Origin of the sequence: Flavobacterium resistens, assembly GCF_900182645.1 — a bacterium.
Lineage (GTDB): Bacteria > Bacteroidota > Bacteroidia > Flavobacteriales > Flavobacteriaceae > Flavobacterium > Flavobacterium resistens.
Genome location: NZ_FXTA01000002.1, coordinates 492,471 through 518,212, shown reverse-complemented (window position 1 = coordinate 518,212; position 25,742 = coordinate 492,471). Strand labels below are relative to the sequence as shown.

Annotated in this window: 17 protein-coding genes and 1 tRNA gene; 8 read left to right on the top strand and 10 right to left on the bottom strand. The window is 34.1% G+C overall.

The window, feature by feature from the left end:
* Positions 1 to 251 precede the first annotated feature (251 nt).
* The 6 genes from FN795_RS08355 to FN795_RS08330 form a co-directional block, all read right to left on the bottom strand.
* Entirely contained in the window at positions 252 to 2,351 is a 2,100-nt protein-coding gene (locus FN795_RS08355) for a peptidylprolyl isomerase (protein WP_142450203.1), read from the bottom strand.
* A 108-nt stretch (positions 2,352 to 2,459) separates the two neighbouring features.
* Positions 2,460 to 3,719 carry a hemolysin family protein gene (locus FN795_RS08350; RefSeq protein WP_142450202.1) on the bottom strand — a complete coding sequence of 420 codons (1,260 nt, stop codon included), beginning with the start codon at positions 3,717 to 3,719 and terminating at the stop codon, positions 2,460 to 2,462.
* A gap of 2 nt (positions 3,720 to 3,721) precedes the next feature.
* The gene (locus FN795_RS08345) at positions 3,722 to 3,916 is read right to left on the bottom strand and encodes a hypothetical protein (protein WP_142450201.1); all 195 of its coding nucleotides are present in this window, start codon (positions 3,914 to 3,916) and stop codon (positions 3,722 to 3,724) included.
* Between the two features lie 5 nt (positions 3,917 to 3,921).
* Entirely contained in the window at positions 3,922 to 4,473 is a 552-nt protein-coding gene (gene lptC, locus FN795_RS08340) for an LPS export ABC transporter periplasmic protein LptC (protein WP_035645811.1), read from the bottom strand.
* A 50-nt stretch (positions 4,474 to 4,523) separates the two neighbouring features.
* Entirely contained in the window at positions 4,524 to 5,753 is a 1,230-nt protein-coding gene (locus tag FN795_RS08335) for a hypothetical protein (protein WP_142450200.1), read from the bottom strand.
* Positions 5,746 to 6,480: a type III pantothenate kinase gene (locus FN795_RS08330; protein WP_142450199.1), complete on the bottom strand. Its 735-nt coding sequence runs from the start codon at positions 6,478 to 6,480 to the stop codon at positions 5,746 to 5,748. Before FN795_RS08330 ends, FN795_RS08335 begins: the two co-directional genes overlap by 8 nt.
* Positions 6,481 to 6,584: 104 nt before the next feature.
* Here FN795_RS08330 and FN795_RS08325 point away from each other — a divergent pair.
* The 3 genes from FN795_RS08325 to FN795_RS08315 all read left to right on the top strand — a co-directional run bounded on the left by FN795_RS08325 (position 6,585) and on the right by FN795_RS08315 (position 8,710).
* Positions 6,585 to 6,660: transfer RNA gene (locus FN795_RS08325), tRNA-Phe, on the top strand.
* A 314-nt stretch (positions 6,661 to 6,974) separates the two neighbouring features.
* On the top strand, positions 6,975 to 8,471 hold the full coding sequence (locus FN795_RS08320; protein WP_142450198.1) for an MFS transporter: 1,497 nt from the start codon (positions 6,975 to 6,977) through the stop codon (positions 8,469 to 8,471).
* A 14-nt stretch (positions 8,472 to 8,485) separates the two neighbouring features.
* Positions 8,486 to 8,710, top strand: a complete 225-nt coding sequence (locus FN795_RS08315) for a DUF6814 family protein (protein ID WP_142450197.1) — start codon at positions 8,486 to 8,488, stop codon at positions 8,708 to 8,710.
* Between the two features lie 143 nt (positions 8,711 to 8,853).
* Here FN795_RS08315 and FN795_RS08310 read toward each other — a convergent pair whose 3' ends face one another.
* The 4 genes from FN795_RS08310 to FN795_RS08295 are packed head-to-tail and all read right to left on the bottom strand — an operon-like array spanning position 8,854 to position 17,434.
* Complete coding sequence (locus tag FN795_RS08310; protein ID WP_142450196.1) at positions 8,854 to 11,727, bottom strand: alpha-amylase family glycosyl hydrolase; 2,874 nt, start codon at positions 11,725 to 11,727, stop codon at positions 8,854 to 8,856.
* A gap of 60 nt (positions 11,728 to 11,787) precedes the next feature.
* Positions 11,788 to 12,861, bottom strand: coding sequence for a SusE domain-containing protein (locus tag FN795_RS08305; RefSeq protein ID WP_142450195.1), 1,074 nt, complete (start codon positions 12,859 to 12,861; stop codon positions 11,788 to 11,790).
* A gap of 21 nt (positions 12,862 to 12,882) precedes the next feature.
* Positions 12,883 to 14,481, bottom strand: a complete 1,599-nt coding sequence (locus FN795_RS08300; protein ID WP_142450194.1) for a RagB/SusD family nutrient uptake outer membrane protein — start codon at positions 14,479 to 14,481, stop codon at positions 12,883 to 12,885.
* A 16-nt stretch (positions 14,482 to 14,497) separates the two neighbouring features.
* Positions 14,498 to 17,434 carry a SusC/RagA family TonB-linked outer membrane protein gene (locus tag FN795_RS08295; protein WP_142450193.1) on the bottom strand — a complete coding sequence of 979 codons (2,937 nt, stop codon included), beginning with the start codon at positions 17,432 to 17,434 and terminating at the stop codon, positions 14,498 to 14,500.
* A 235-nt stretch (positions 17,435 to 17,669) separates the two neighbouring features.
* Here FN795_RS08295 and FN795_RS08290 point away from each other — a divergent pair, with 235 nt between their 5' ends.
* From FN795_RS08290 to FN795_RS08270, 5 genes are all read left to right on the top strand, one after another.
* Entirely contained in the window at positions 17,670 to 18,701 is a 1,032-nt protein-coding gene (locus FN795_RS08290; protein WP_035645827.1) for a LacI family DNA-binding transcriptional regulator, read from the top strand.
* 175 nt (positions 18,702 to 18,876) lie between these two features.
* Positions 18,877 to 20,397 (top strand): MFS transporter, encoded by a 1,521-nt coding sequence (locus FN795_RS08285; protein ID WP_142450192.1) that lies wholly within the window; start codon positions 18,877 to 18,879, stop codon positions 20,395 to 20,397.
* A complete protein-coding gene (pgmB, locus tag FN795_RS08280) occupies positions 20,390 to 21,046 on the top strand; it encodes a beta-phosphoglucomutase (RefSeq protein WP_142450191.1) in 657 nt (218 codons plus the stop codon). Before FN795_RS08285 ends, pgmB begins: the two co-directional genes overlap by 8 nt.
* A 142-nt stretch (positions 21,047 to 21,188) precedes the next feature.
* A complete protein-coding gene (locus FN795_RS08275; RefSeq protein WP_142450190.1) occupies positions 21,189 to 23,492 on the top strand; it encodes a glycoside hydrolase family 65 protein in 2,304 nt (767 codons plus the stop codon).
* Between the two features lie 20 nt (positions 23,493 to 23,512).
* Positions 23,513 to 25,627: a glycoside hydrolase family 97 protein gene (locus FN795_RS08270; protein WP_142450189.1), complete on the top strand. Its 2,115-nt coding sequence runs from the start codon at positions 23,513 to 23,515 to the stop codon at positions 25,625 to 25,627.
* The last annotated feature ends 115 nt before the right edge of the window (positions 25,628 to 25,742 follow it).

Below are 25,742 nucleotides of genomic sequence, written 5' to 3'. Positions count from 1 at the left end.
TCATTTTTCTCTCACTATTTTTAAATATCGTACAAATAAAATTTATTCTGTTTAAATAAAAATTTTAACAAATTAAGTGCAATAATTCTAATAACCCAAATTTTTTAAATTATATTTCTATTATTCCTATATAACTTACAAAAAAATAGACGATATGGATTACAAAACATAATTTTTATGGAATTTTCTTCAATAAAAAAACCCGAAACATTACTGTTTCGGGTTTTCTATTTTTGATTTAACTTCTAAAATTAGTAGTTAAATTGTAATCTATTGTCTTCAATTTTAGCATTGTTTTTCAAAGCTGGTAAAACTCTGCTTGAATCAGATGCACCTTGAGATTTTAATTTTGCAACATATTCTGCGTGGTTAGCAATTGCAGGAGCTTTTACTGTGCTAATATTTTTAACTACATAAACTCCAGTATTTCCTTCAATTGGAGCAGAAACTTTATTTGCTGCTAAAGCAAATGCATTTCCAACAACTTTAGGCTCTTGTCCAACTCCACCTGGTAAAACTGGGTTATCCATAGTAACATTAGTTGCTTGCTGAACTGCTACACCAGCGCTCTTAGCGATAGCTTCGATTGTAGAACCAGTTAATTTAGCTTTTAAGATCTCCGCTTTTTTCTTGTTTTTCAAGATTGACTCAACATAAGGTCTAGCCAAAGTTACAGATACTAATCCTGATTTGTTTTCGCTTTTGTATTGAGCAATTACGTGACCAATATTAGCTAATTCAAAACGTTTTACATCACCAATACTAGTTTCTTTATCAAATGCCCATCTGATGATATTACGTTGGTTTCCTAAAGGACCAAATGCTTCATCCATAGCTTTTGCAGTTACTGGAGCAGCAACTTTTAATCCTAATTCTTTTGCTGTAGCAGCAAAATCTTTATCAGCAGCATCCATTTCGAATTTAGTTGCTAATGTAAATACTTTATCAGAAGTAGCTTCAGAAGGCTCGATTTTTTGAGCAATTGTAGCTAAACGAATTCCGTCTTGTTTGTCAGTAATTTTGATAATGTGGAAACCGAATGGAGTTTCAACCAATCCAACTTTACCAATTCCGTTATTGAATACAAAATCATTGAATGGTTTTACCATTTGGCCTTGACCAAAATATCCTAAATCACCACCTTGTTGTGCAGATGAATCATCAGAACTTGTAAAAGCAAGCATCATGAAACTATCTGGATTTGCCTGAACTTGAGCTAAAATCTCTTCAGCTTTAGCTTTAGCTTCTTCTTTAGTTCTTTTTTCTTTTGCGTTTGGAGTTTGTGATCCGTCATAAGCAATTAAAATGTGGCTTGCTTTTGCGTTAACACCAGCTTTGAATCCTAAAGATTTAGAAATAGCATAGTATCTTCCGTAAACATATGGTCCGTAAATTGCTCCAGCAGGCAAACTGAATAATTTATCAGCATCTACAGCAGGTAAAGCATTTTTAGGAACATAAGTTGAATCGTAAGGAACGTCAGAATTTGAGTTTACAAATTCAGCAATGTTTGTAGCATTTTTAAAACCAGCTAAAGTATCGTTTTTACCAGTTTTTGCATTGTAAACAACACTTCCGTTTAACAATCCTGTAATTTTAGCTTTGATTTCAGCCTCGTCTTCTTTTGAAGCTTTATCTTCAACTAAAACGTATTGAATTTCACGAGTTTCATCCGCTTTGAATTTTTTCTCGTTTTTCTTCATATAATCTACGATCTCATCATCAGAGATTTTTACTTCACTATCTTTGATAGAAGAATATAAAGCAGCAGCATAACTAAAGTTTACTTTATTAGCTTCCATTTCATATTTCAACTTTCCTTCACTAGCAGTTGTGTAAAGTCCAGATTTGATTAATGTATTGTAGATTTGGAATTTTGCGTTTAATTCAGCATCTTTTTCTTTTTGAGAAATATATTGTGCTGCTTCAGGATTGCTTTTGAAATAGTCTTTGAATTTTACTACATCAAACATTCCTGCTGCATTTAAAAACATTGGATTTTTACCAATATTTGGATCTGCTTTTAAAACTTCAATTAAATGTTTTTCACCTACTCTCAATCCTAATTTATCAAATTGAGCAGATAACAACGCGATTGAAACCTCTTGATCCCAAACTCTGTTTGCAGCTTCAGTGGAAGTAATTCCTTGACCACTTTTTTCAACATTACTAACTTTAACTCTAAAGTCTTCAAATGAAATATCTTTTCCGTCGATGCTTCCCACATCTTTTGAACTTTGACTAAATGTTCCTTTATTAAATAGATCTTGTATTATAAATGCAAATAATGCAAGTGCAATAACTCCTATCAATAACGCGGAACGTTGTCTAATTTTTGCTAAAACTGCCATTTTTATTATCGTTAATTTTATATTCAGTTTGCGAAAATACAATTATCTAGTTAATAACAATACAACTAGCGTTTTATTTTCAACAATTTTTTTAATTATTAAAAAAAATCAGTCTTTTATGGACATTTTCACTAATTCAATTTTCTTATTTGTTGCCTCTTCTATCACAAAATGATAGTTATCGATTACAATTTCGTCTCCTTTTTGCGGAATTTTCTTAGTGGAATTGACTATAAATCCGCCTAAGGTTCCGTATGAGTCTTCTTCTGGAATTTCTAATTTATAGGTTTCGTTTAGATATTCGACATCTAATCGGGCTGAAAACAAATATTTACCTTCTCCTAATTCCTCTTCCACAAGTTCTTCATCAAGATCGTGCTCATCTTCAATTTCACCAAAAAGCTCTTCGACAATATCTTCAATTGTAATAATTCCAGAAGTTCCTCCGTATTCATCGAGAACAACCGCAACATTTTTTCTTTTTTTGATGAGCAGATTCAATGCATCTTTGATCAAAATTGTTTCCGGGACAAATTCAACCGTCATTAAAACCGATTTGATCGTTTTAGGCTTTTTGAACAAATCAAAAGAATGCACGTATCCTACAATATCGTCAAGCGAATTTTGACTTACAACTATTTTAGAATAACCGGTTTCAATAAAAAGCGCTTTTAAGTCTGAAACGCTTTCAAATAAGTCGATATCTACAATTTCTGTGCGAGGCGTCATAATATCACGCGCTTTTACTCCTGAAAATTCTAATGCATTCTGAAAAATCTGAATTTCAGAATCAACTTCTTCATCATCTTCAACAGCGTTCATCTGTTCAGTAATATAATTACCTAATTCTACCTTACTAAAATACAACTGCACCTGATCGCCTTCTGTTTTAAAAAATTTCCTTAAAACAAAATCTGAAATCCAAATAAAAAATGTCGAAATATAATAGAATAGCTTATAAAAAAGATAAGCTGGAACAGCAAAAAACTTAATTAATGAATTTGCATAAATTTGGAAAAACACTTTCGGAAGAAATTCGGCTGTTATTAAAACAATAAAAGTCGAAAGCGTAGTTTGAACAAGCAGACTTGTCAAAGCAGAAAATTGAAATCCTAATCCAACAAAACATTGAAGAATTAAATCTCCCATGTAAAACCCATAAATAACCAGCGCAACATTATTGCCAATAAGCATTGCGGCAATAAATTTTGAAGGATTTTGAGTTAGTCTGGTTAAGATTCTTGACAAAAAGTTATCTTGTTTTTTTTCGATTTCAAGATAAATTTTATTGGAGGAAATAAAAGCTATTTCCATTCCAGAAAAAAAAGCTGATAGTATTAAACACAATATTATAATACTAATTTCCATTTTTACTGTTTTTTATTTCGGTCGTCAAATTTTTTGACAAATTTTCTCCTGAAGAAAAACATAAATATTGCCATTCCTGCAATCACAAAACTCAACGGATAAGATTCGGCACCTTCATTCATTTTTGTAACTCCATCATAAATGAAGTAAACTGCAAATGCAATATATACGTATTGTGTGTATTTTAAATAACCCATAATTTCTACTCGTTCGATTCAATTTCACCGCTTATACGCTGTGAATTAATCATTTTAAAATCTTTACTAAAATCTATTCCTTGTCCGGTTGACACTCCTTTAGCATCTGTAAGCTTAAATTTTCTTTCCGTGTAAAACCATTCATTTTTCTGATCGAAATAAAGTTGTTCGGTTTCTAAAACCTGGCCAGCTTCTGAAGTGATTTTTACATTTCCCTGCAAATCAATTATTCCGGTATCTTTATAAGAAACTGCGTAATTTGATCTGATAAAAGTACGCTTTTGCTTTTTATCATATAAAGTTACATCTATTCCTTTTGGGAAATCTGTAAATGGAAATTCAAGATTCGAATAATCCAGCATTTTAGGACTTATCAAAATACCTGTTATACGACCTGAATCAGTATATTTGATATTTACAGTATCAACATCACTTCCTGGAACAAATTCTGCAAAATTACTTCTTTGCACTTCCTTAAAGTTACTTTCGCACCCAAAAAACAGCGTCACAGCAAGAACTGTGACAACGGTTATAATATATCTTTTTGGTAAATTCATTCGCCAAAAGTAGTAAATTGTAATGAGCTTATAAAAATATAACTGAGGTATTACTCGATTTTACGCTGTTTAAACCATCTGTCATTGAAAGAGAAACTTGCACTGAAGTTCAAATAATTTTCCTGAATCAAACCTGCAGAAGTAGTACCTCTTTTACCAAATTCGATTCCGATATTTACATTTGAAAAAGATCCTGTGATTGGGAATCCAGCACCAATAGTCATTCCAACATCATTAATAGACTCATTATTAATAACCAATCCTGTTTTTTCATATTTCAGACCAGCTCTGTAGGTAACTCTACTAAAATAATTTGTAAATGATGTATAGTTAGGAATATAATATCCTCCAAGAGCATATTTTGAATATTTTTCGTAGCGAACGTCATCGCTTGAATTGTAATAATTTTCAAATTGACCCGCTCCCTGAAAAGCAAGTGTTGTTCCAACAAGCCATTTTCTCGGCAAACCAACTCCTGCTCCTAATGTCACTTTATTACCCATTTTTAATTTTGCATCAAATGGATCTGATGTTATTGGATCTGGGTCGCCATCTACTGCGATAGTTCTTACATTATGTGCATTTAATGTAGTTGCAAATGTGTAATTCAAACTCGTGAACAACATCATTTTTTTATCGATTTTTGTCTGATACATTGTTCCGATGTTAAAATTAACACCTGACAATTCCGACTTATTTGTCTCTTTAGTTGCATTTTGAACTCCGGTAATTGCCTCAATACTTGTTGTAGTAATTGATCCAAAGTTGTATTGAACATCAGCACCAATATTCCAGTTTGGTTTGATCTTATAACCTAAACCAAAAAATACTTTATTAACTCCCCCTTTTCCTTCAAACTGATTGTTTGTAGCTCCAGGAGTATCTGTATTATCATTTAAGATTTTATATCCAACAGAAGTTAAAGGAACCAAACCAAAAGACGCACCCAATTTCCCCATCGGAATTCCTACAGCTAAGTAATCGAAAGTTGCTCTCTGCGCTTTTTCAGATTGTGCATCATTTTTTAAAGTAGAAGTACCAAAACTTCCTCCAACTGTAAACGTAGTTTGTCTTAAACTCGCATAACTTGAAGGATTATCAACATTCAAGTGAATACTATCTTGTTCTATTGAAACACCAGCCATAGATCTGTTTTCCAGAGTACCTTTGAATCTTGCATCTCCAATTCCGTAGAAAGAATATGGTGAAGCTGTACCTTGCTGAGCAAATGAAACGAACGAGATAAGTAAACAAGCACTTATTATAATTTTTTTAATCATTGTCGATTTTATATTGAAATGTTTGGTTCAAACTTTCTAGTAGGAAATTTGAATTGGCAAATATGGTATTTTTTAATCGTTTAGCCAAAAATTCTGCATCACCTCCCGTTAAAATTATTATAAAATTTGAAAATTCTGCTCGATATTCATCGATAAAACCGTCAATCTCATAGACGAACCCATTGACAACGCCTGAATGAATCGCTTGTTTAGTAGAGTTTCCTACATAATTTTCGGGCTCTTCAAAAGTCAACAAAGGCAGTTTGGCTGTGAATTGATGCAGAGATTCATATCGCAATCTAAGTCCTGGTGAGATTGCGCCGCCCAAATAATTGTCGTTTTCGTCGATAAAATCGTAGGTAATGCAAGTTCCGGCATCAATAACTAATCTGTTTTTTTTAGGAAACTGCAAAGTTGCACCCGCAGCCAAAATCATTCTGTCAATTCCCAAAGTTTTTGGGGTCGCATATTGATTATGGAATGGAAAAACATCTTCGTGGGTAAAAAAATGAACATTCAATCGATTTTCGAAAGTCAAAAAAGATTCTTTTTCAATATTTCCGACTGAAGCCACAACTAAATCAGAGCAATTTTGAAATTTTTCTAATATTTTTTTAATTTTTTTTTCGAGTTCATTTTTCTCAAAAACAAAATTCTCCAACACATTATTCTCCTCAAAGACAGCTGCTTTAATTCGTGTATTACCAACATCGACAGTTAAAATCATATCTATTTTTTTTCCATTGCGAAGATACGAATTGATTTTTTTAAAAAAATGTTTTGGATAAACGAAAAATGATTCTATCTTTGCACCCGCATTGAGCACAATACGGTACCTTAGCTCAGATGGTAGAGCAATGGACTGAAAATCCATGTGTCCCTGGTTCGATCCCTGGAGGTACCACCAAAACCCGAATAGCAATATTCGGGTTTTTTGTTTTTGTTACTTTTCAATATGTAACCGCAAAGAGCGCTAAAATTTACGCAAGGTTCGCAAAGCTTAAAATAAACCTTTGCGAACCTTGCGTTTTTTTCTTTGCATGTTTTGCGGTTAATTTTACTTTTTCTCAGACTTTATAAAGCATATACTACTAAAAAAACAAAAGTCAATAAATAGTTTGTTTTTGTTAAAAAAGTACTAACTGAATAACAAAATATCTTATATATTCGTAAAACTATAATTTTATTATTTAATCATTATTAAGTACACAAAACAGTTTTATGAGCAAAACTTCTACTAAAGGTATTTGGAAAGTTATTTCGGCTTCCTCAATGGGAACAATGATTGAATGGTACGATTTTTATATTTTCGGAAGTTTAGCTGTTGTTATTTCAACAAAATTTTTCCCGAGTGATAATCCAACTGCAGCATTTTTATCAACTTTAGCTACGTTTGCCGCCGGATTTGTTGTAAGACCTTTTGGTGCTTTATTTTTTGGAAGACTAGGCGATATTATTGGCCGAAAATATACTTTCATGGCCACTTTATTATTAATGGGTGGTTCTACTTTTTTGATAGGCTGTATTCCGAGTTATGAAACCATTGGCTTCTTAGCACCTTTATTAGTCCTAATACTTCGCTTACTACAAGGATTGGCACTAGGTGGAGAATATGGTGGCGCTGCGACTTATGTAGCCGAGCATTCTCCAGCGGGACAAAAAGGATATTGGACATCCTGGATTCAAACTACAGCGACTGTCGGTTTGTTTATATCATTAATGGTTATTTTGGCTACCAAGAATATCCTCTCTACTGAAGATTTTGATACTTGGGGATGGCGTGTTCCGTTTTGGGTTTCTATTGTAATGGTTGGCGTTTCGTATTTAATCCGAAAAAACATGGATGAATCTCCGGTTTTTGCAAAAGCCAAAAAAGAAGGAACTACTAGCGCAAATCCATTAAAAGAAAGTTTTGGAAACAGATACAATTTGAAATTTGTTTTGCTGGCACTTTTTGGCGCCACAATGGGACAAGGCGTAGTTTGGTACACTGGACAATTCTACGCTATGAGTTTCATGAAAACAGTCATGAATATTGATTCTTCTCAAGTTGATGAACTTTTAGGAATTGCTTTGCTACTAGGAACTCCGTTTTTTATTGTTTTTGGATGGCTTAGCGATAAAGTTGGCAGAAAATATATCATGATGTCAGGAATGCTTTTGGCTATTTTGTTTTACAGGCCGATCTATAAAATGATGTACAATACAACTGACGTCACCTATAAGACAGAAATTACTGAAAAAACAATTCAAAACACTGAAACAAAGAAAAATAACGATATTGTAACAACAATTTCTAAAACCTATACGGACGGTACTTCGTATATAGAAAAGAAAACTGCTTTTGCAGATAAAAAAGAATCGCAAAGCAGCGTTACAGTCAAAATAAATTCTGAAAACGAATGGACATTAATTTTCCTTGTTTTCATTCAGGTTTTATTTGTTACAATGGTTTACGGACCAATTGCAGCGTTTTTAGTTGAGATGTTTCCAACTAAAATACGATACACTTCAATGTCACTTCCTTATCATGTTGGGAATGGGATTTTTGGAGGTTTGTTGCCTGCAATCTCAACATATTTCGTAACACATGCAAAATCTAATGGAAAACCAGAATTTTATCTTGAAGGTCTTTGGTATCCAATTATAATTGCTTCGATCTGCTTTGTAATTGGAATGGTTTACATTGACAATAAAAACAAAACGAATCACCTTTAATACCTACATATAATATGAATACAGTTAAGAAAATTTTAGGTGTTTTGTGGATCATACTTTCCATCGCTGCCGCTTATTTCTGCATCTTTGAATTTGGCTTGCCTAAATTCTTATCTGATCAACAGGACGATTTGGTTTTTGGAATTATCATCCTTTTCATTCTCACCCCATTAATCGTTTTAGGCCTAGGGACTTTTGGCTATTTTTCTTTGATTGGAGAATACAACGAGAAAAAATAACCAAAACAAACTTAAACAAGAAAAGGGCTGTCTAAAAATAGACAGCCCTTTTAACTACTAAAAAACCAAAATTTAAATACCTATTAAAATTTTAAACCTAAAAGCAAACATTTACTTTTCGGCTAAATTTTAAAATGACGTATTTATTTCTTTATAAATTTCATGACCTGAATTTTATCGTTCTCGTCATGTGCTTTTACTACATATAATCCTGTTTTCAAATCGCTTACATTATATTGAAAATCTACATTTCCATTTGAAGTAAAACTCTTTACCAATTGTCCTGATATTGAATACACCTGAACTTTAGATACCGCTACATTTATGGTGAAATAATTTGAAACCGGATTTGGATATAGGTTTACAGCACTTGTTTTTCCGAAATCCGGAATCGCTAAATTGGCTGTCTTATTTCCATAAATTCTATATTCTCCCGGAGCTAAATTTACCGTAGCATTAACATCGGTTACATTTATTGAAGAATTATCCATCAAATTATACCATGTTCCAGTATATTGAAAACCAGTGGCAACATTTTGCGCAGACACATCAAAATTGGCTAAAATCAAAACATCTTTTAATTGCGTTGCAGCCAAATTGCTATTTGTAATTTTAATATTTACTGTCAGTGTATTTGCACTTGCCATTGTTGCTGTTCCTAAAAATACAGGTTCAGTCACTTTCATGTTGATCATTTTTGCCCAATCGTAGTAAATTTTATTACGATTTGTATCGCCTAACCAGTTTTCTGCCCATTGAGGTTGTGGCTTAGTATCTAATTTACAATCTCCAGAAATCGTTGCCGAATTATCATTTACAGTTCCGTCATTACAAGTATAGATTGAATCATCCCAGCCTAATTCTCCAAAATGCCAGATCATTTTTGGACCAGGAATCAAAAGCGAAACGGCACCAATAGCAGACATTCTAGATAAAGCTGTATTCAAAGATTTTACATTATAAGTTCCAGATGTATTTCCGTATTGTACATTTTTATACATCAAGCGTTCTTCATCGTGACTTTCAGCATAACCCATTAAACGATTTGCAGTAAAACCACGGCTAGAACTCATCATTCTTGAAATATTGCTGCTTGATGAGTATCCCATTGACAATTGATTGTACTGATCTGTCATTTTCCCCCACATCATAACTCCTTTGCTAGGTGTTTCGCCAACACGGTAATTTGCCCATTGTTGTTCTTCAGAATCAGACCCTAAATGTTCAAAAATCGTGTAATGTGTTGGATCAAGACTCCATGAATAATCAGCATATTTTTTCAAAATATCAACTCTGTCCTGCTGATAAGCATTTGTACAAGATTCATCTGAAGCCGTACAAGCCTGTGTAAATCCTTTTGTCAAATCCCAGCGGAAACCATCAATTTTATATTCTTGAATCCATTGTTTTACCACTCGTTCTACATAATACTGTGTTTTTAAAGATTGATGATTAAAATCTTCACCTACACTATAAGTATGTTTTGCTACTGTATTGAAATAAGGGTTTTCTGAAGTTGGTGATCCAAAACCGTCTCCGTCAGGATCGTTCATCCACATTCTTACCATTGGATTTCTTCCAAAAGCGTGATTTAAAGCCACATCCAAAATCACTGCGATTCCGTTTTGATGACACAAATCAATAAATTCTTTTAATTTATCTGAAGTACCATAAAATTTATCCAAAGCCATGTGAAACGAAGTGTTATAACCCCAGCTTTCATTGCCTTCAAACTCCATTACCGGCATTAATTCGATCGCATTTATTTTAAGCGTTTTAAAATAATCGATTCTGTCAATTAAGGTTTGATAATTTTTCTTAGCATCGAAATCTCTAACCAAAACCTCATAAACAACTAACTTATCTTTTTCAGGTTTCGTAAAGTTTGTCACTTGCCAATTGTATGGCGTTTGTCCCGTTTTTAAAACTGTAACTTCAAAATTTTGTCCAGCAGGATATGCTGGCAAATTTGGATAAGAAGCTGCAGGAATTCCACTATCATCATAAGGAGATAGAACCAAAGTTGAATAAGGATCAGCCGTTTTTACTAATGCAGGAGAATTTGCTAATGGAGTACTCTCTCCCACCCAATATTGATAGGTATTATTTGTTCCCGAAACTAATCCTGTCAATTCCAGCCAAAATTTATCAGAAGATGGATCTTTTTTCATGGCATAAGCCGTTGTAGGTTGCCAATTATTAAAACTTCCGGCAACGTAAACAAAATCTTTTAAAGGTGCATCTAAAACCAAAGTTGCTTTTGTAGCATCTGAAGCATTGTAATTTATTCCATCAACTAACCCTGCAGGAATAGCAGCTAAAACTGTATTTGGATTTACAACAACCGAAAACTTTTTTGAGATTGTAACAGTTCCCTGAACCACTACTAACTCATAACTTTGATTGTCTGTAACATTATTTGCTGTGTAAGAATAACTTGCCGTACTTGCATTCGTATTAACAATAGTTCCGTTTGCTTTTAGTGTATAACTAGCCACTCCGTTTGTATTTGTTGCAGCAATATTAAAATTAGAACCTGATGCTAATATTGTAGTACTGTTTTCTACTGGAGAAGTTAAGGTTACCTGAAAAGAACCAACTTCGACTAAAATGTCTTGCGATTTTTTGTCTCCAGTTCCGTTTTTCGCTTTAATCAAAAAACCAATTTTTCCAATTCCTGTTGTATTGTAATAAGTAGTTGGAGTAATGGTTTTAGTATAAGTATCTGTTCCTGCATTGTAAGTAAATTTACTTTCCTCGCTTGAAGATTCCCATGTACCATTGTTTGGTGTTCCTTTTTGAGTTGTGTCATTAGTATCAAATGCCCAAGCCCACATGTATAAAGCATTTCCAGTAACACCCCATGTACTCTCGTTTATACTACTTCCGTTTATTGTAATTGTGATAGAAGTAGTTTCCTCAAAAGTAGATGGACTTACCGAATAAGTTGCAGTTTGCTGTTGTCCAAATGAAATTGTCGACAACAAAAAGAAAAATAATAGTAAAGTTTTTTTCATAATTAATATGGTTATTAAAAAAGGCTATCCGTAGATAGCCTTTTTTTAGGTTTCAACTTATTATTGTTTTACCATAGTATAAGTGTAATTTCTTGGATTACTTAAGTCTAAAGTAATTAAGAATTTTCCAGCAGTAGTACCAATATTTGTTCCTCCTTCTTCTAGAGTACCATTAGCTCCAGTATCTCCATAGTTTAGATCCCAATTATTGTTTGCTCTAAATTTCAAACCATTATCTGGAGCCGACTGAGCAGTTAAAGTTACAGTAACTGTCCATTTTTTAGTAGCAGGATCATACGTCATTGGAGTATCAGTATCCCATCCTCCTGGAGTTGCATTACCAATAATTCCCCAAGTAGTTTTTAATGTAGAAATTGTTAATTTCTTAGGATCAGTATCAGCTTTGATTCTATAGTAACCAGCTGCATCAATTTTAAGGTTATCACTTCCATTGTAAAGTATCGTTCCAGCAGTAGCGCCTTTTGTATATTTATTATCAAAATTTGAAGCAGGAGTCAATAAATACTCAGCAGCAGCAGCGAAATACACATAACCATCAAAAGCCGTTTTTCCATAACCTTCAGCTATTAATGTAGGAGCAGAAGATGGCGTCCAATCATTTCCATATCCGCTTGCTTTTTGATATCCACCAGGAATCCATAATTTTGGAGTTTCTGTAGTATAAGGAGTTACAACAATTCCAGTAACATTTGAATATTGAGTTTCAGTACCTACAGTAGATTTAACTCTAACTTCAAAATCTCCAGGCGCAAATGGAGTCGCTCCTAAAGACAATACAGCACCATTCATTTTTTCTACAGAAACCGAAACTTGATTTTGAGATTTAGCAGTTCCTAACTCTTGAGGAGTTTTGAATGCATTTCCTTTTTTATCAATCTGTACTTCATAGTTTACTACAACACTTCCGCCGAAATCTGCAGAAGCCCAAGTAAAACGTTCTGCTTGATTTGCAGCTGCATCTGGAGATAAAACATATGCTGTACCACTTTGAGGAGCAGTTAATACAGGGGCAGTAACTGCCTCGATTACAGGTCTATCTTGTACATCTTCAACGTTGCATGATACTGCAACTAATGCTAATAAAGCTATTAATGATTTCGTTATATTTTTCATTTTTGGTATATTTTTAGTTAATTAGTATCCAGGGTTTTGTTTTAAATTTTGATTTGCTCCTAAAGCTCCTGCAGGAATTGGGAATAAATCTCTGAAAGATTGTGTAGAAGTACCTCCAGCCACATTTCCTTTCCAAGGCCATAAATATGAACCTCCGCTGAATTTCCCGAAACGGATCAAATCTGTTCTTCTGTGTCCTTCCCAGTGAAGCTCTCTTCCTCTTTCATCTAAGATAAAATTCAAAGTAAGATCACCTTGATTAATTGTATTCGCTTTTGCTCTTGTTCTTAAAGCATTTACGTAATTAGTCGCAGTTGCTAAACTTCCGCCTGCACCTCTAACAACACATTCCGCATACATTAAGTAAGCATCTGCAAGTCTGAAAATTGGAAAATCAGTATCTGCAAAGTTTCCTGCCTTATCTGATCCCTGAACACCATTTACATCAACATTTTTGAATTTCTGAATAGCATAACCATCAGTAAAACTTCCTATGTCAGCAATTTCTTTTGCTTGTCCGTTAGTATAAAACTGACCGCGAGTATCAGTAGTATTAGCATCAAATTTATTTACAAAAGCAGAAGTTGTTCTAATACCTCCCCAGCCTCCATTGATACCATATTGAGACGCGATCATGCTTCCACCTACAGGAGCATGAACTAAGAATGTTGTACCTCCATAAGTTTGTGTGTGAATACCATCGAAAGCAATTGTAAAAATAAATTCTTTCTGTGCACCATTTTTATCATTATCTGCCAAGAATAACTGGTTGTAGTTATTATGGATAGAATAACCTGAATTGATCACTTTATCAATTAAAGGAAGCGCTTCAGCATAATGATCTGTACCAATATAAACTTTAGCATTCATGTATAATTTAGCATGCAACATCCAAGCTGCTGCCTGATCGATACGGTAAGCTTCGTTTGTTTTTGGAGTTTTCAATAACGGTTCAATAGCAGTAAGCTCCTCATCAATAAATTTATAAATCTGTGCTCTTGAAGCATATTCTGGGTAATAGAATGTAGATGGCGAATCTTCTGTTACGATTGATCCCGCACCAAAAGTATCTACTAAATGCCAGTATGTCATTGCACGTAAAAAACGAGCTTCTGCACGATATGCTTTAATATCTGCCAATAGGGCTGCATCTGTCACTCCTCTTCCTGCTAATTTTGCATCTGTAGTTTGTCTTAAAAACTCATTACAGTTTACAATTTGGAAAGAAAAACGTGCAAATGTTGCTGCAATAAAAGTATCTGATGATGACCAAGTCTGTGAATGGAAATCTTTAATTGTTCCGTCATTCCAAGCAATAACAGCTTCATCAGTTGTTAGTTCCTGCATCATCCAAAAACCTCTGATATATTGACTTGTTCCCTCATCAATTCCAGAAATATCTGCATTTCCTGCTGGTCCTTGCTGACCAGTTGTAGCAAAACCTGCATATAATTTTGCTAAATTTCCTTTATAAGCAGCTGGATCTTTAAAAAGCTCATCACTAGTTATAAGATCTCCGTTGTCAGGGGGTGTTATATTTAAGTCATCTGTACATGATGAAAACAACATCGTCATCATAAACAAAGAAATACCCATTAATTTTATTTGTATCTTTTTCATTTTCTTGTTATTTGAATTAGAAGTTAGCGTTTAACCCTAACATGAAAGTAATTGGTCGCGGATAGATATTATTATCGATACCTCCTGAAATTTCAGGATTTAAGCCTTCATACTTAGTGATTGTTAAAACATTTTGAGCTGATGCTGTTAACTTTAGCATTGAGATCCCTTTTATTTTTTGATTAAAAGTATATCCAACTGTAACGTTATCTAATTTTACGAAAGAAGCGTCTTGTACATAGTAATCAGATTTTAACTGAAAATCACTTGCTTTTTTAAATCCAGTTTCTAAAAGATTTTCTACACCATTTGACAAATCAGTTTCTCTAATTTTAATAGTACTGTATGTGCCGTTTCCAGAATCTACGTTATTGTACATATAATTACCCCATGAACCTCTCCAATTCATAGAAAAATCCCAGCTTTTGTATGTCAAACTTGTGTATAAACCATAAAAAATGTCTGCTGCCGGTTTATGAAAACGATACATATCATCTTGATTTACTATACCATCTTTATTACGATCTACAAAAACACCGTCTATAGGTTTTCCATCTGCTCCGTAAGCCTGCTCAAATACATAAAATGAATATGGAGCATAGCCCACTTGGTTATTTTGAATTGTATTTCCTGTTCCTCCAGAAATACTACCTGCTTCAAGACCTGGTGTATTATCTTGTGCAGTAGTTAACGCGGTAATTTTTGAATCCTGGAAAGTGATATTCCCTCCAATTCTCCACTCTAAATTTTTATTTTGAACTGGAATTACTTCACCTGAAATTTCAAGTCCTTTGTTTTTCATACTTCCAACATTATAATCACCTCTATTTGAGAATCCAAAAAAAGCAGGATTTAATGTATTCAACAATAAATGATCTGTAGTTCTTTGGTAAGCATCCACTGTACCTGTTACTCTGTTATTGAAAAGTGCGAAATCAACTCCAACATTTATAGTACTTGTCTCTTCCCATCTCAAGTTACTATTATATTGTTGTGGTCTGTAAGTAGTATAAAAGGTATTTCCCAGTTGATATTGAGCTGCACTGTTTGCAGCCAAATACAAAGGAATAGATGGATAAGCATTTCCTATATTTTGCTGTCCTGTAATACCCCAACCTCCTCTTAACTTTAAGGAGTTAATGCTAGTAACATCTTTCAAAAATCCTTCTTCATTCAATTTCCATGCAACAGAGACTGCCGGGAAATTTGACCATCGGTAATCCTTTGTAAATCGAGAAGTACCATCACGTCTGATAGAAGCAGTTAATAAATACTTATCTGCAACAGTGATATTTGCTCTACCAAAAAAGGATTGTAAATTAATATGAGTTGGTAATGATAATTCTACAACCGTGTTATTAGTATCATAAGAATAATTTGATTTCGTTTTTTCTTCTCTAAAATCCTGATATGTATAACCTCCAGTTACATCAAATTGAGTATTAATAGATTCAATCTTTTTATTATAGTTAAGATACAAATCCATCAATTTGTTATTTCTTTTTTCTATATTTTCATATTCATTATGCCCAGATCCTTTAAGACCATATAAATACTCCCCATTTATTCCACCATAACCTCTACCGCTCATTTGGTCATAACCTAAATTTGCCGTAGCCTTTAATTCTGGCAAAAAGTGCATTTTATAATCCAATTGAACATTCCCTATACTTCTATTAAAGGTACCTAAATTATCTTGTTGCTCAATCATAGCAACTGGATTTTTTCCAGCTAATTGATTAAATTCAGTAGCATTTGTCATCCATTGAAAGTAAGTTCCATCAGGATTTTTAACAGATTGAGTTGGGTCAAAACCTACAGCTGCACCAACAGCTCCTGTAGTACTGTAATTACTTTTAATTACAGATGTATTATTATTTACCTGAACTTTTAAATGTTTGTCAAAAAAGTCACCAGTTAACGAAACTCCTAACGTAGTTCTTTCAAAATTATCTCTTAATAAAACACCATTTAAATTTGTGTAACCTACAGAAGCTCTATAAGAAACATTATCAGATCCTCCACTTGCAGAAACGTTTTGATCTGTCCCTAAAGCAGTTCTGTAAATTTCATCTTGCCAGTTGGTATTTGCTGTACCCACTAAAGCTTTCTGTGCCGCAGTTCCATTTGCATTAATAAAATCTCTAAACTGCCCGCTTGACAAAGCGTCAACTTGTTGAGTTATTTCTGAAACTTGGAAATTACCGTTATAACTTACTTTGATATCACCTGATTTACCTTTTTTAGTAGTAATAATGATTACACCATTTGAAGCTCGTGAACCATAAATTGCAGTTGCAGATGCATCTTTTAAAACTGAAACAGATTCAATATCATTTTGGTTGATTGTAGACAATGGGTTTCTTCCACCTTCTACTCCACCATTTGCAACAGGAATACCATCAATTACATATAATGGATCATTGTTTGCACTAAGAGAAGATCCGCTACGGATTCTTACAATCGGATCAGCTCCTGGAGAACCTCCACCATTAATAATCTGCAAACCAGCCACTCTACCTTGAATCATTTGATCTGCAGATGCCACCGGTCCTTTATTAAAATCTTTTGCGCCTAAAACCGTTACAGCTCCTGTTGCATCTTTTTTCTTAACGGTACCGTAACCTACTTGTACAACAACCTCTTTAAGTTGGTTTGTATCTTCTTCCAGAGAAACGCTTACTGTTTTTTGTCCAGAAAAAGTAACAGTAGTACTTACATAACCAATAAATGACACGACAACTTTATCGCCATTTTTTAAATTTGGCAATTGAAATTTCCCGTCAAAATCTGTTGAAGTACCTCCTTTTGAGCCTTGTACATTTACATTTACTCCCGGAATCGGCTGTCCTGTTGCCTTATCGACAACAGTTCCATTTAATGTGCTTTGAGCTAACACAGTAAACGGCAGCAGTAGGAATAAAAATAACAACTTTTTGTAAATTGTTTTCATACTTTTTGTTTAAATTAGTTTGAGTTTGTGATTGTTAGTTAAGTTTTTAATTTTACTTCGAATTTCAAAATTATGAATTTATTAACACGAACAACCGGTGGCAATTTTTATTGGTTTACGAAAACGTGGTAGTGTTGAAAACTTTCTATTTTTTGTAATCTTTTAAGTCAAAAATTGCCAATACCAAAAATATTAACCAACTTTATTATCAATTAGATTTTTTCCAAAAAACACTATGAAACGCAAAATAACCCTAAAACAGATAGCAAAGGAACTTGACGTATCTATTTCAACTGTCTCAAAATCACTTAGAAACAGTCTTGAAATAGGTGAAGAAACGCGTCTAAAAGTTCAGGCTTTTGCTAAGTTTTACAACTATAAACCCAACAATATTGCTCTTAGTTTAAAAAACCGAAAAACCAAAAGTATTGGCATTATCATCCCAGAAATTGTACACCATTTTTTCTCTACTGTAATCAATGGTGTGGAGCAAGTTGCCAATGAACATGGGTATAGTGTAGTAATCTGTTTATCAGATGATTCTTTTGATAAAGAAGTATTAAATATGGAGATGTTAGCCAACGGAAGTATCGATGGTTTTATCATGTCACTTTCTAAAGAAACACAATTTAAAGGCGACTTTCACCATATTACTGAAGTCATAAATCAAGGAATGCCAGTGGTTATGTTTGATCGTGTAACCAATGATATTTTATGCGATAAAGTTATAATTGATGACAAAGCTGCAGCATACGAAGCCGTTCAGAGCCTGATTGACAACGGACGAAAAAAAATCGCTTTGGTAACAACTGTCGATTATGTAAGCGTTGGAAAACTAAGAACAGACGGTTACGAAAAAGCACTTTTAGACAACGGAATTCCGTTTAATGAGGATCTAATAATTAAAATTGAAGATGTAGACACTTGCGAAATAACTATTTCTGAACTTTTACACGCCAGAGCTTTCGATGCTGTTTTCGCAGTAAATGAGCTTTTTGCAGTAACAATTATCAAAACGGCATCAAAAATGGGGCTTAAAGTTCCTGAAGATTTAGCCGTAATTGCTTTTACGGACGGAATTATTTCAAAATACTCCACTCCAAGCATTACAACCGTAAGTCAGAGCGGAGAAAAAATGGGAAATAAAGCAGCCAAAATGCTTATCGAAAGGCTTGAAGCCGAACATGACGATGACGAAGAAGAAAACGAAAATTATACTACAGAAGTAATAGAAACTCATCTTATAAAAAGAGAATCTACTGACTAATTTTCTTAAAATCAACACATTCTAAAGCCATAAAAAATATTTATGGCTTTTTTATTAGCTTAAATAAAAAAATAATTTATACTTTTACGCCCGTCAAGGCTTTTAGTTTTACTTCGAAAGAAACAAAGTTTTGATAAGCAAAGCGCTTATCGTATAATTTTTTCAAATTACGATAATGGAAAAGCGTAAATTAAGTTTCTGGGAAATTTGGAACATGAGTTTCGGTTTCTTAGGAATACAATTTGGTTTTGCACTGCAAAACGCAAATACTTCAAGAATTTTTGAAACCCTTGGTGCTAAAATAGATGAAATCCCAATTTTGTGGATTGCTGCGCCTGTTTCAGGTTTAATAATTCAGCCCGTTATTGGTTATTTCAGTGACAGAACCTGGACTCGTTTAGGAAGACGTCGCCCCTATTTTTTAATTGGAGCCATTTTGTCATCCATTGCATTATTCGTTATGCCCAACTCTCCTACTCTGTGGATTGCGGCAGGAACTTTATGGATTATGGACGCGTCGATAAATGTTTCAATGGAACCATTTCGCGCTTTTGTTGGCGATAATTTGCCCGACCATCAGCGTGCATTAGGTTTTGTAATGCAGAGTTTCTTTATTGGAACAGGAGCTGTTGTTGGTTCGGTTTTGCCTTATCTCTTCACAAATGTTTTTGATGTTAGCAATGTTGCGCCTAAAGGAATTATTCCGGATGCAGTAAAATGGTCATTCTACATTGGCGGAATTGTTTTCCTCCTTTCTGTTTTATGGACTGTTTTTAAAACAACCGAATATACTCCGGAAGAACTTCACGCATTCGAAGCTAACAGCAAAAAAGATTTAGAAAATGAGGGTCAAAATTCAGAAACAGAATCTGGCGTTTCTACAAAAAAACAATTGCTTTTAGGGGTATTGTTTGCTGGTATTGGAGGATTAATTTCGTTTTTAATTTTCGAAAACAGCCTTGCTAAAGAATTATATATTCTTTTTGTAGGTCTAATTTTTATGGGTGTTTTATTTGTAATTGCATCACAATTACGTACAAAAAAAGTTCAGAATGGTTTTACCATAATCATGACCGATTTATTGAATATGCCTAGAACAATGCAAAAATTAGCCTGGGTTCAATTTTTCTCTTGGTTTGCGCTTTTCTCGATGTGGATTTACACCACACAGGCCGTTACACAGCATATTTTTGGTACCACCGATACAACTTCAAAAGTATACAATGATGCTGCCGACTGGGTTTCTGTTTTATTCACAGTTTATAACGGTGTCGCTGCAGCTGTAGCTTTCTTATTACCAGTTATTGCAAAAAAAGTAGGCGTTAGAGCAACACATTTATTGGCCTTATGTGCTGGAGGTGTTGGTTTAATTTCAATTTATTTTATTGGTGATAAGCAGCTACTTATTCTTCCAATGTTGGGAGTTGGTATTGCCTGGGCAAGTATTTTATCAATGCCTTATGCCATGTTATCTGGTGCTTTGCCAGCTGCAAAAATGGGTTATTACATGGGAGTTTTCAACTTTTTCGTAGTAATTCCACAAATTGTAGCCGCTACAATATTAGGATTTGTAATCAAACAATTCTTTAATAATGAACCTATTTACGCTCTAATAATTGGAGGTGTATCAATGATTTTCGCAGGATTATTGACTCTTAGAGTAAATAGTAAAACTAAAATTGAAATCCATGAATAATAAAAAAGCATTCATCTTCGATCTTGATGGAGTGATCGTTGATACCGCTAAATACCACTTTTTAGCTTGGCAAAAAATTGCCCAGTCATTAAATATAAATTTTACACATGAAGACAATGAACTTTTAAAAGGCGTTAGCCGAGTTCGTTCTTTAGACATTATACTTGGATTAGGAAATGTTCAGGCTTCTCAGGAAGACAAAGACAAATGGCTGATTCAAAAAAACGAAGATTATTTGTCTTATTTAGTTGACATGGATGAAAGTGAGATTCTTCCAGGAGTTTTTAAAATTCTACAACTATTAAAAGATTTAAATCAAGGAATTGCATTGGGCTCTGCCAGCAAAAATGCAAGACCAATTTTAGAAAAAACTGGAGTTCTATCTTACTTCGATGTTATTGTTGACGGAAATGATGTCAGCAATGCAAAACCAGACCCAGAAGTTTTCTTAAAAGCGGCTCAATTATTACATATTGATCCAAAAAATTCAATTGTATTTGAGGATTCTGTTGCCGGAATTCAGGCAGCAAATATTGCAGAAATGGTAAGTGTTGGAATTGGTGAGGAAACAATTTTACATGAAGCTGATCACATTTTTAAAGATTTTACCCAAATCACACCAGGCTTTATTGAGAAATTAATCAGATAATTAGAAAATATGTCAATGAGATAAATAATCTCACTGACAAATATTCTAATGCTGCAATTACTCAAATGAATGTAAAAAGTTAATAAGAACCAAGGCAATTATCTAATTATCAAATTGCCGTATTTTCTAATTTAAAGAAAAGATGAACCAAGATTATATAAAACCAGACAATTGGTCTATTATTGAAGAAGGATTTGATGCGGAGCGAGTAAAATCTTCTGAGAGTCTTTTTAGTATCGGGAACGGCGCTATGGGACAACGCGCCAATTTTGAAGAAACCTATTCAGCTGAAACTTTTCAGGGAAGTTACATCGCCGGAATTTATTATCCAGACAAAACAAAAGTGGGCTGGTGGAAAAACGGTTACCCGAAATATTTTGCAAAAGTACTTAACGCTCCAAACTGGATTGGAATTGACATTGAAATCAACGAAGAAAATCTTGATTTGAATACTTGTACCGAAGTTAGAAACTTCCGCAGAGAATTGAATATGAAAGAAGGTTGGTACAATCGTTCTTTTGAAGCAATTCTTAAAAACGGAACAGAAATTTCAGTTAACGTTCGTCGTTTTCTTTCCTTAGATTTAGACGAAGCCGGAATCATTAAATACGATATTACACCTTTAAACAAAGATGCAAAAATCGTTTACAAACCTTATGTTGACGCTGGTGTTACTAATGAAGATGCGAACTGGGAAGAAAAATTCTGGGAACCGCTTGAAGTGAAAAAAGGCACAAACGAAGCTTTTGTTACGGCTCAAACGTTTAAAACGCATTTTAAAGTTACGACTTTCATGCACAATACGATTTTGGCAAATGGAGAAAACATCAACGTTTCGCCATCGACAATCGATTCAACAACAGATAAAGTTCAGTACACATACGGAACTATTATTGCAAAAGGACAAACCTCATCCATTCAAAAAATTGGTGGATATACGGTTTCTTTAAATCACGAAAATACTTTGGCTGGAGCCGAAAAAGTAATCAAATCTGCTGTTGCTTTAGGATATGACGCTTTACTTCAAAATCAAATTGAAGCCTGGGCAAAAATCTGGGAAATGTCAGATATTACAATTGATGGCGATGTAAAAGCACAACAAGGAATACGTTTCAATATTTTCCAATTAAACCAAACGTATTCAGGAAAAGATTCTCGTTTAAATATTGGTCCAAAAGGATTTACCGGAGAAAAATACGGCGGATCAACTTATTGGGACACTGAAGCATATTGTATTCCATTTTACATGGCAACAAAAGATCAGCAGGTTGCGAGAAACTTATTGACTTACCGTTACAATCAATTGGATAAAGCAATTGAAAATGCCAAAGATAATTTAGGTTTCAAAAATGGCGCTGCATTGTATCCGATGGTGACCATGAATGGTGAAGAATGCCACAACGAATGGGAAATCACGCACGAAGAAATCCACAGAAATGGTGCGATTGCTTTTGCGATTTACAACTATTACCGTTACACGGGTGATTACTCTTATATTCCAGAAAAAGGATTAGAAGTTTTAATCGGGATTGCACGTTTCTGGCACCAAAGAGCTTCTTTCTCAAAAGATAAAAATCAGTACGTAATTCTTGGTGTTACAGGTCCAAACGAATACGAAAACAACATCAACAATAATTTCTATACCAATTATATTGCAAAATGGTGTATCGATTTTGCTGCGGAACAAATTGAAAAAGTAGCTTCAGAATATCCTTCAGATCACAAACGCATTTTAGAAAAAGTAAATCTTTCTGAGAATGAAATTCAGGAATGGAAAAAAGTAGCTGATGACATGTATTTCCCAATTTCAAAAGAACTTGGAATCTACTTACAGCAAGATGGTTTCTTAGACAAAGATTTAGTTCCGGTAAAAGATTTAGATCGTTCACAACGTCCAATTAACCAAAAATGGTCTTGGGATCGCGTGTTGCGTTCGCCATACATCAAACAAGCGGACGTTTTACAAGGTTTTTATTTCTTCGAAGATCATTTTTCTAAAGAAGAATTAAAACGCAATTTTGAATTTTATGAATCGTTTACGGTTCACGAAAGTTCGCTTTCGCCTTGCGTGCACTCGATTCAAGCTGCAGCTTTAGATAAAATGGACATGGCATATACATTTTATTTAAGGACTTCTCGTCTGGATTTAGATGATTATAATAAAGAAGTAGAAGAAGGTTGTCATATCACGTCAATGGCTGGAACTTGGATGAGTATTGTAGAAGGTTTTGGTGGCATGCGAGTGAAAAATGATCAGTTACATTTCTCTCCAAAAATTCCAAAAGAATGGAAAGGTTACTCTTTTAAAATTAATTTCAGAAACCAAATTTTAAAAGTAACTGTAAATCACAACGAAACAACTTTTACTGTAGACGGCGATCAAGATTTAACAATTGTGGTTAACGGAAATCCTGTAATTGCAAGTAAATTTGTACAAATAAATTAAATTACATAAAACTAAAAAACATGAAAAACTTATTTTTCGCAAGTTTAATCTTGTTTGCTTTTAGCTCAATTGCAGAAGCACAACAATTAAAATCACCCGAAGGCAAGTTCGTAATGGAATTTTCTCTTCAAAACGACGGAACTCCAACGTACAATCTAAAATACAAAAACAAAGAAGTTGTAAAAACCAGTAAACTTGGTCTTGAACTTAAAGATGACAAAAAATCTTTATTGAATGACTTTACGGTTGTTGACACTAAAACTTCGACTTTTGATGAAACTTGGAAACCGGTTTGGGGAGAAGTAGACAACATTAGAAATCATTATAATGAATTGGCTGTAACTTTAAACCAAAAAGGAACTGACAGACAAATAATTATCCGTTTCCGTTTATTTGAAGACGGACTTGGATTCAGATATGAATTTCCAGCACAAAAGAATCTTACTTATTTCGTAATTAAAGAAGAAAGATCTCAATTTGCAATGACTGGAGATCATACTGCTTTCTGGATTCCGGGAGATTATGATACTCAGGAATACGATTATACAAAATCTAAATTATCCGAAATCAGAGGTTTATCTCAAAAAGCATATACTGCAAACGTTTCGCAAAAATCTTTTTCACCAACAGGAGTTCAGACTTCTTTGATGTTAAAAACAAACGATGGAATCTACATCAACTTACACGAAGCGGCTTTGATTAACTATTCTTGTATGCACTTGAATTTAGATGATAAAAACTTAGTTTTTGAATCTTGGTTAACGCCAGATGCAAAAGGAGATAAAGGTTATATGCAGGCGCCAAGCCACTCGCCATGGAGAACAATTATGGTAAGCGACGACGCTAGAGAAATCTTAGCTTCAAAAATGACTTTAAACTTAAATGATCCATCAAAAATTGATGATACTTCTTGGATTAAACCAGTAAAATACGTTGGTGTTTGGTGGGAAATGATCACAGGAAAAAGTTCTTGGTCGTACACAAATGATTTTCCAACGGTTCAATTGGGAGTTTCTGATTTCTCAAAAGCTAAACCAAGCGGAACGCACGGTGCAAACAATGCTAACGTAAAAAAATACATTGATTTTGCTGCTGCAAATGGTTTTGACGCTGTTTTGGTTGAAGGTTGGAACGAAGGCTGGGAAGACTGGTTTGGACATTCAAAAGATTATGTTTTTGATTTCTTGACGCCTTACCCGGATTTTGATGTGAAAGGTTTGCACGAATACGCGAAATCAAAAGGTGTAAAAATTATTATGCACCACGAAACTTCAGGTTCTGTTCGTAACTACGAGCGTCATATGGATGCTGCCTACAAATTCATGAAAGACAACGGATATGATGCTGTAAAAAGCGGTTACGTTGGAGATATTTTACCTCGTGGTGAAAATCATTATGATCAATGGATTGTAAACCATTATCAATATGCAATTGAAAAAGCAGCTGATTATAAAATTATGGTGAACGCTCACGAAGCCGTTCGTCCAACAGGAATTTGCAGAACATATCCAAACTTAATTGGAAACGAAGCAGCAAGAGGAACAGAATATCAAGCTTTTGGAGGTTCTAAACCAAATCACGTTACAGTATTGCCATTTACACGTTTAATTGGAGGTCCAATGGATTACACTCCTGGGATTTTCGAAATGGATATCAGCAAAATGAATCCGGACAACAAATCGCATGTAAACAGTACAATTTGTAATCAATTGGCTTTATATGTAACAATGTACAGCCCGTTGCAAATGGCGGCTGATACTCCAGAAAACTACAACCGTTTTCCAGATGCTTTCCAATTCATTAAAGATGTAGCTGTAGATTGGGCAGAAAGTAAATATATTGAAGCTGAGCCAGGAGATTTCATCACAGTTGCCCGTAAAGCAAAAGGAACAAACAACTGGTTTATTGGAAACGTAAACGGAGAAACTCCACGTACATCAAACATCGATTTCGGTTTCCTTGAAAAAGGAAAAAAATACACAGCAACAATTTATGCTGATGCAAAAGATGCGCATTATAAAACGAATCCGCAAGCTTATACAATCAAGAAAATTGCTGTAACAAGCAAATCAAAATTATCGCAGCTTTCTGCTCCAGGCGGAGGATATGCAATAAGCGTTATTGAAACCAAATAACACCCTAAAAAGACAAGTAATTTCCCCCAGAATTGCTTGTCTTTTTTTTAATCTACTATAGTTTTCCTGCAAGGTTTTCAAAACCTTGTTGGTCTTCTAAAACTTCACCCAATTT

What these genes read in the sequence shown, in the direction of transcription:
- FN795_RS08355 (WP_142450203.1), bottom strand. Translation starts at nt 2,351, where the DNA reads ATGGCAGTTTTAGCAAAAATTAGACAACGTTCCGCGTTATTGATAGGA.
- FN795_RS08350 (WP_142450202.1), bottom strand. Translation starts at nt 3,719, where the DNA reads ATGGAAATTAGTATTATAATATTGTGTTTAATACTATCAGCTTTTTTT.
- FN795_RS08345 (WP_142450201.1), bottom strand. Translation starts at nt 3,916, where the DNA reads ATGGGTTATTTAAAATACACACAATACGTATATATTGCATTTGCAGTT.
- lptC (WP_035645811.1), bottom strand. Translation starts at nt 4,473, where the DNA reads ATGAATTTACCAAAAAGATATATTATAACCGTTGTCACAGTTCTTGCT.
- FN795_RS08335 (WP_142450200.1), bottom strand. Translation starts at nt 5,753, where the DNA reads ATGATTAAAAAAATTATAATAAGTGCTTGTTTACTTATCTCGTTCGTT.
- FN795_RS08330 (WP_142450199.1), bottom strand. Translation starts at nt 6,480, where the DNA reads ATGATTTTAACTGTCGATGTTGGTAATACACGAATTAAAGCAGCTGTC.
- FN795_RS08320 (WP_142450198.1), top strand. Translation starts at nt 6,975, where the DNA reads ATGAGCAAAACTTCTACTAAAGGTATTTGGAAAGTTATTTCGGCTTCC.
- FN795_RS08315 (WP_142450197.1), top strand. Translation starts at nt 8,486, where the DNA reads ATGAATACAGTTAAGAAAATTTTAGGTGTTTTGTGGATCATACTTTCC.
- FN795_RS08310 (WP_142450196.1), bottom strand. Translation starts at nt 11,727, where the DNA reads ATGAAAAAAACTTTACTATTATTTTTCTTTTTGTTGTCGACAATTTCA.
- FN795_RS08305 (WP_142450195.1), bottom strand. Translation starts at nt 12,861, where the DNA reads ATGAAAAATATAACGAAATCATTAATAGCTTTATTAGCATTAGTTGCA.
- FN795_RS08300 (WP_142450194.1), bottom strand. Translation starts at nt 14,481, where the DNA reads ATGAAAAAGATACAAATAAAATTAATGGGTATTTCTTTGTTTATGATG.
- FN795_RS08295 (WP_142450193.1), bottom strand. Translation starts at nt 17,434, where the DNA reads ATGAAAACAATTTACAAAAAGTTGTTATTTTTATTCCTACTGCTGCCG.
- FN795_RS08290 (WP_035645827.1), top strand. Translation starts at nt 17,670, where the DNA reads ATGAAACGCAAAATAACCCTAAAACAGATAGCAAAGGAACTTGACGTA.
- FN795_RS08285 (WP_142450192.1), top strand. Translation starts at nt 18,877, where the DNA reads ATGGAAAAGCGTAAATTAAGTTTCTGGGAAATTTGGAACATGAGTTTC.
- pgmB (WP_142450191.1), top strand. Translation starts at nt 20,390, where the DNA reads ATGAATAATAAAAAAGCATTCATCTTCGATCTTGATGGAGTGATCGTT.
- FN795_RS08275 (WP_142450190.1), top strand. Translation starts at nt 21,189, where the DNA reads ATGAACCAAGATTATATAAAACCAGACAATTGGTCTATTATTGAAGAA.
- FN795_RS08270 (WP_142450189.1), top strand. Translation starts at nt 23,513, where the DNA reads ATGAAAAACTTATTTTTCGCAAGTTTAATCTTGTTTGCTTTTAGCTCA.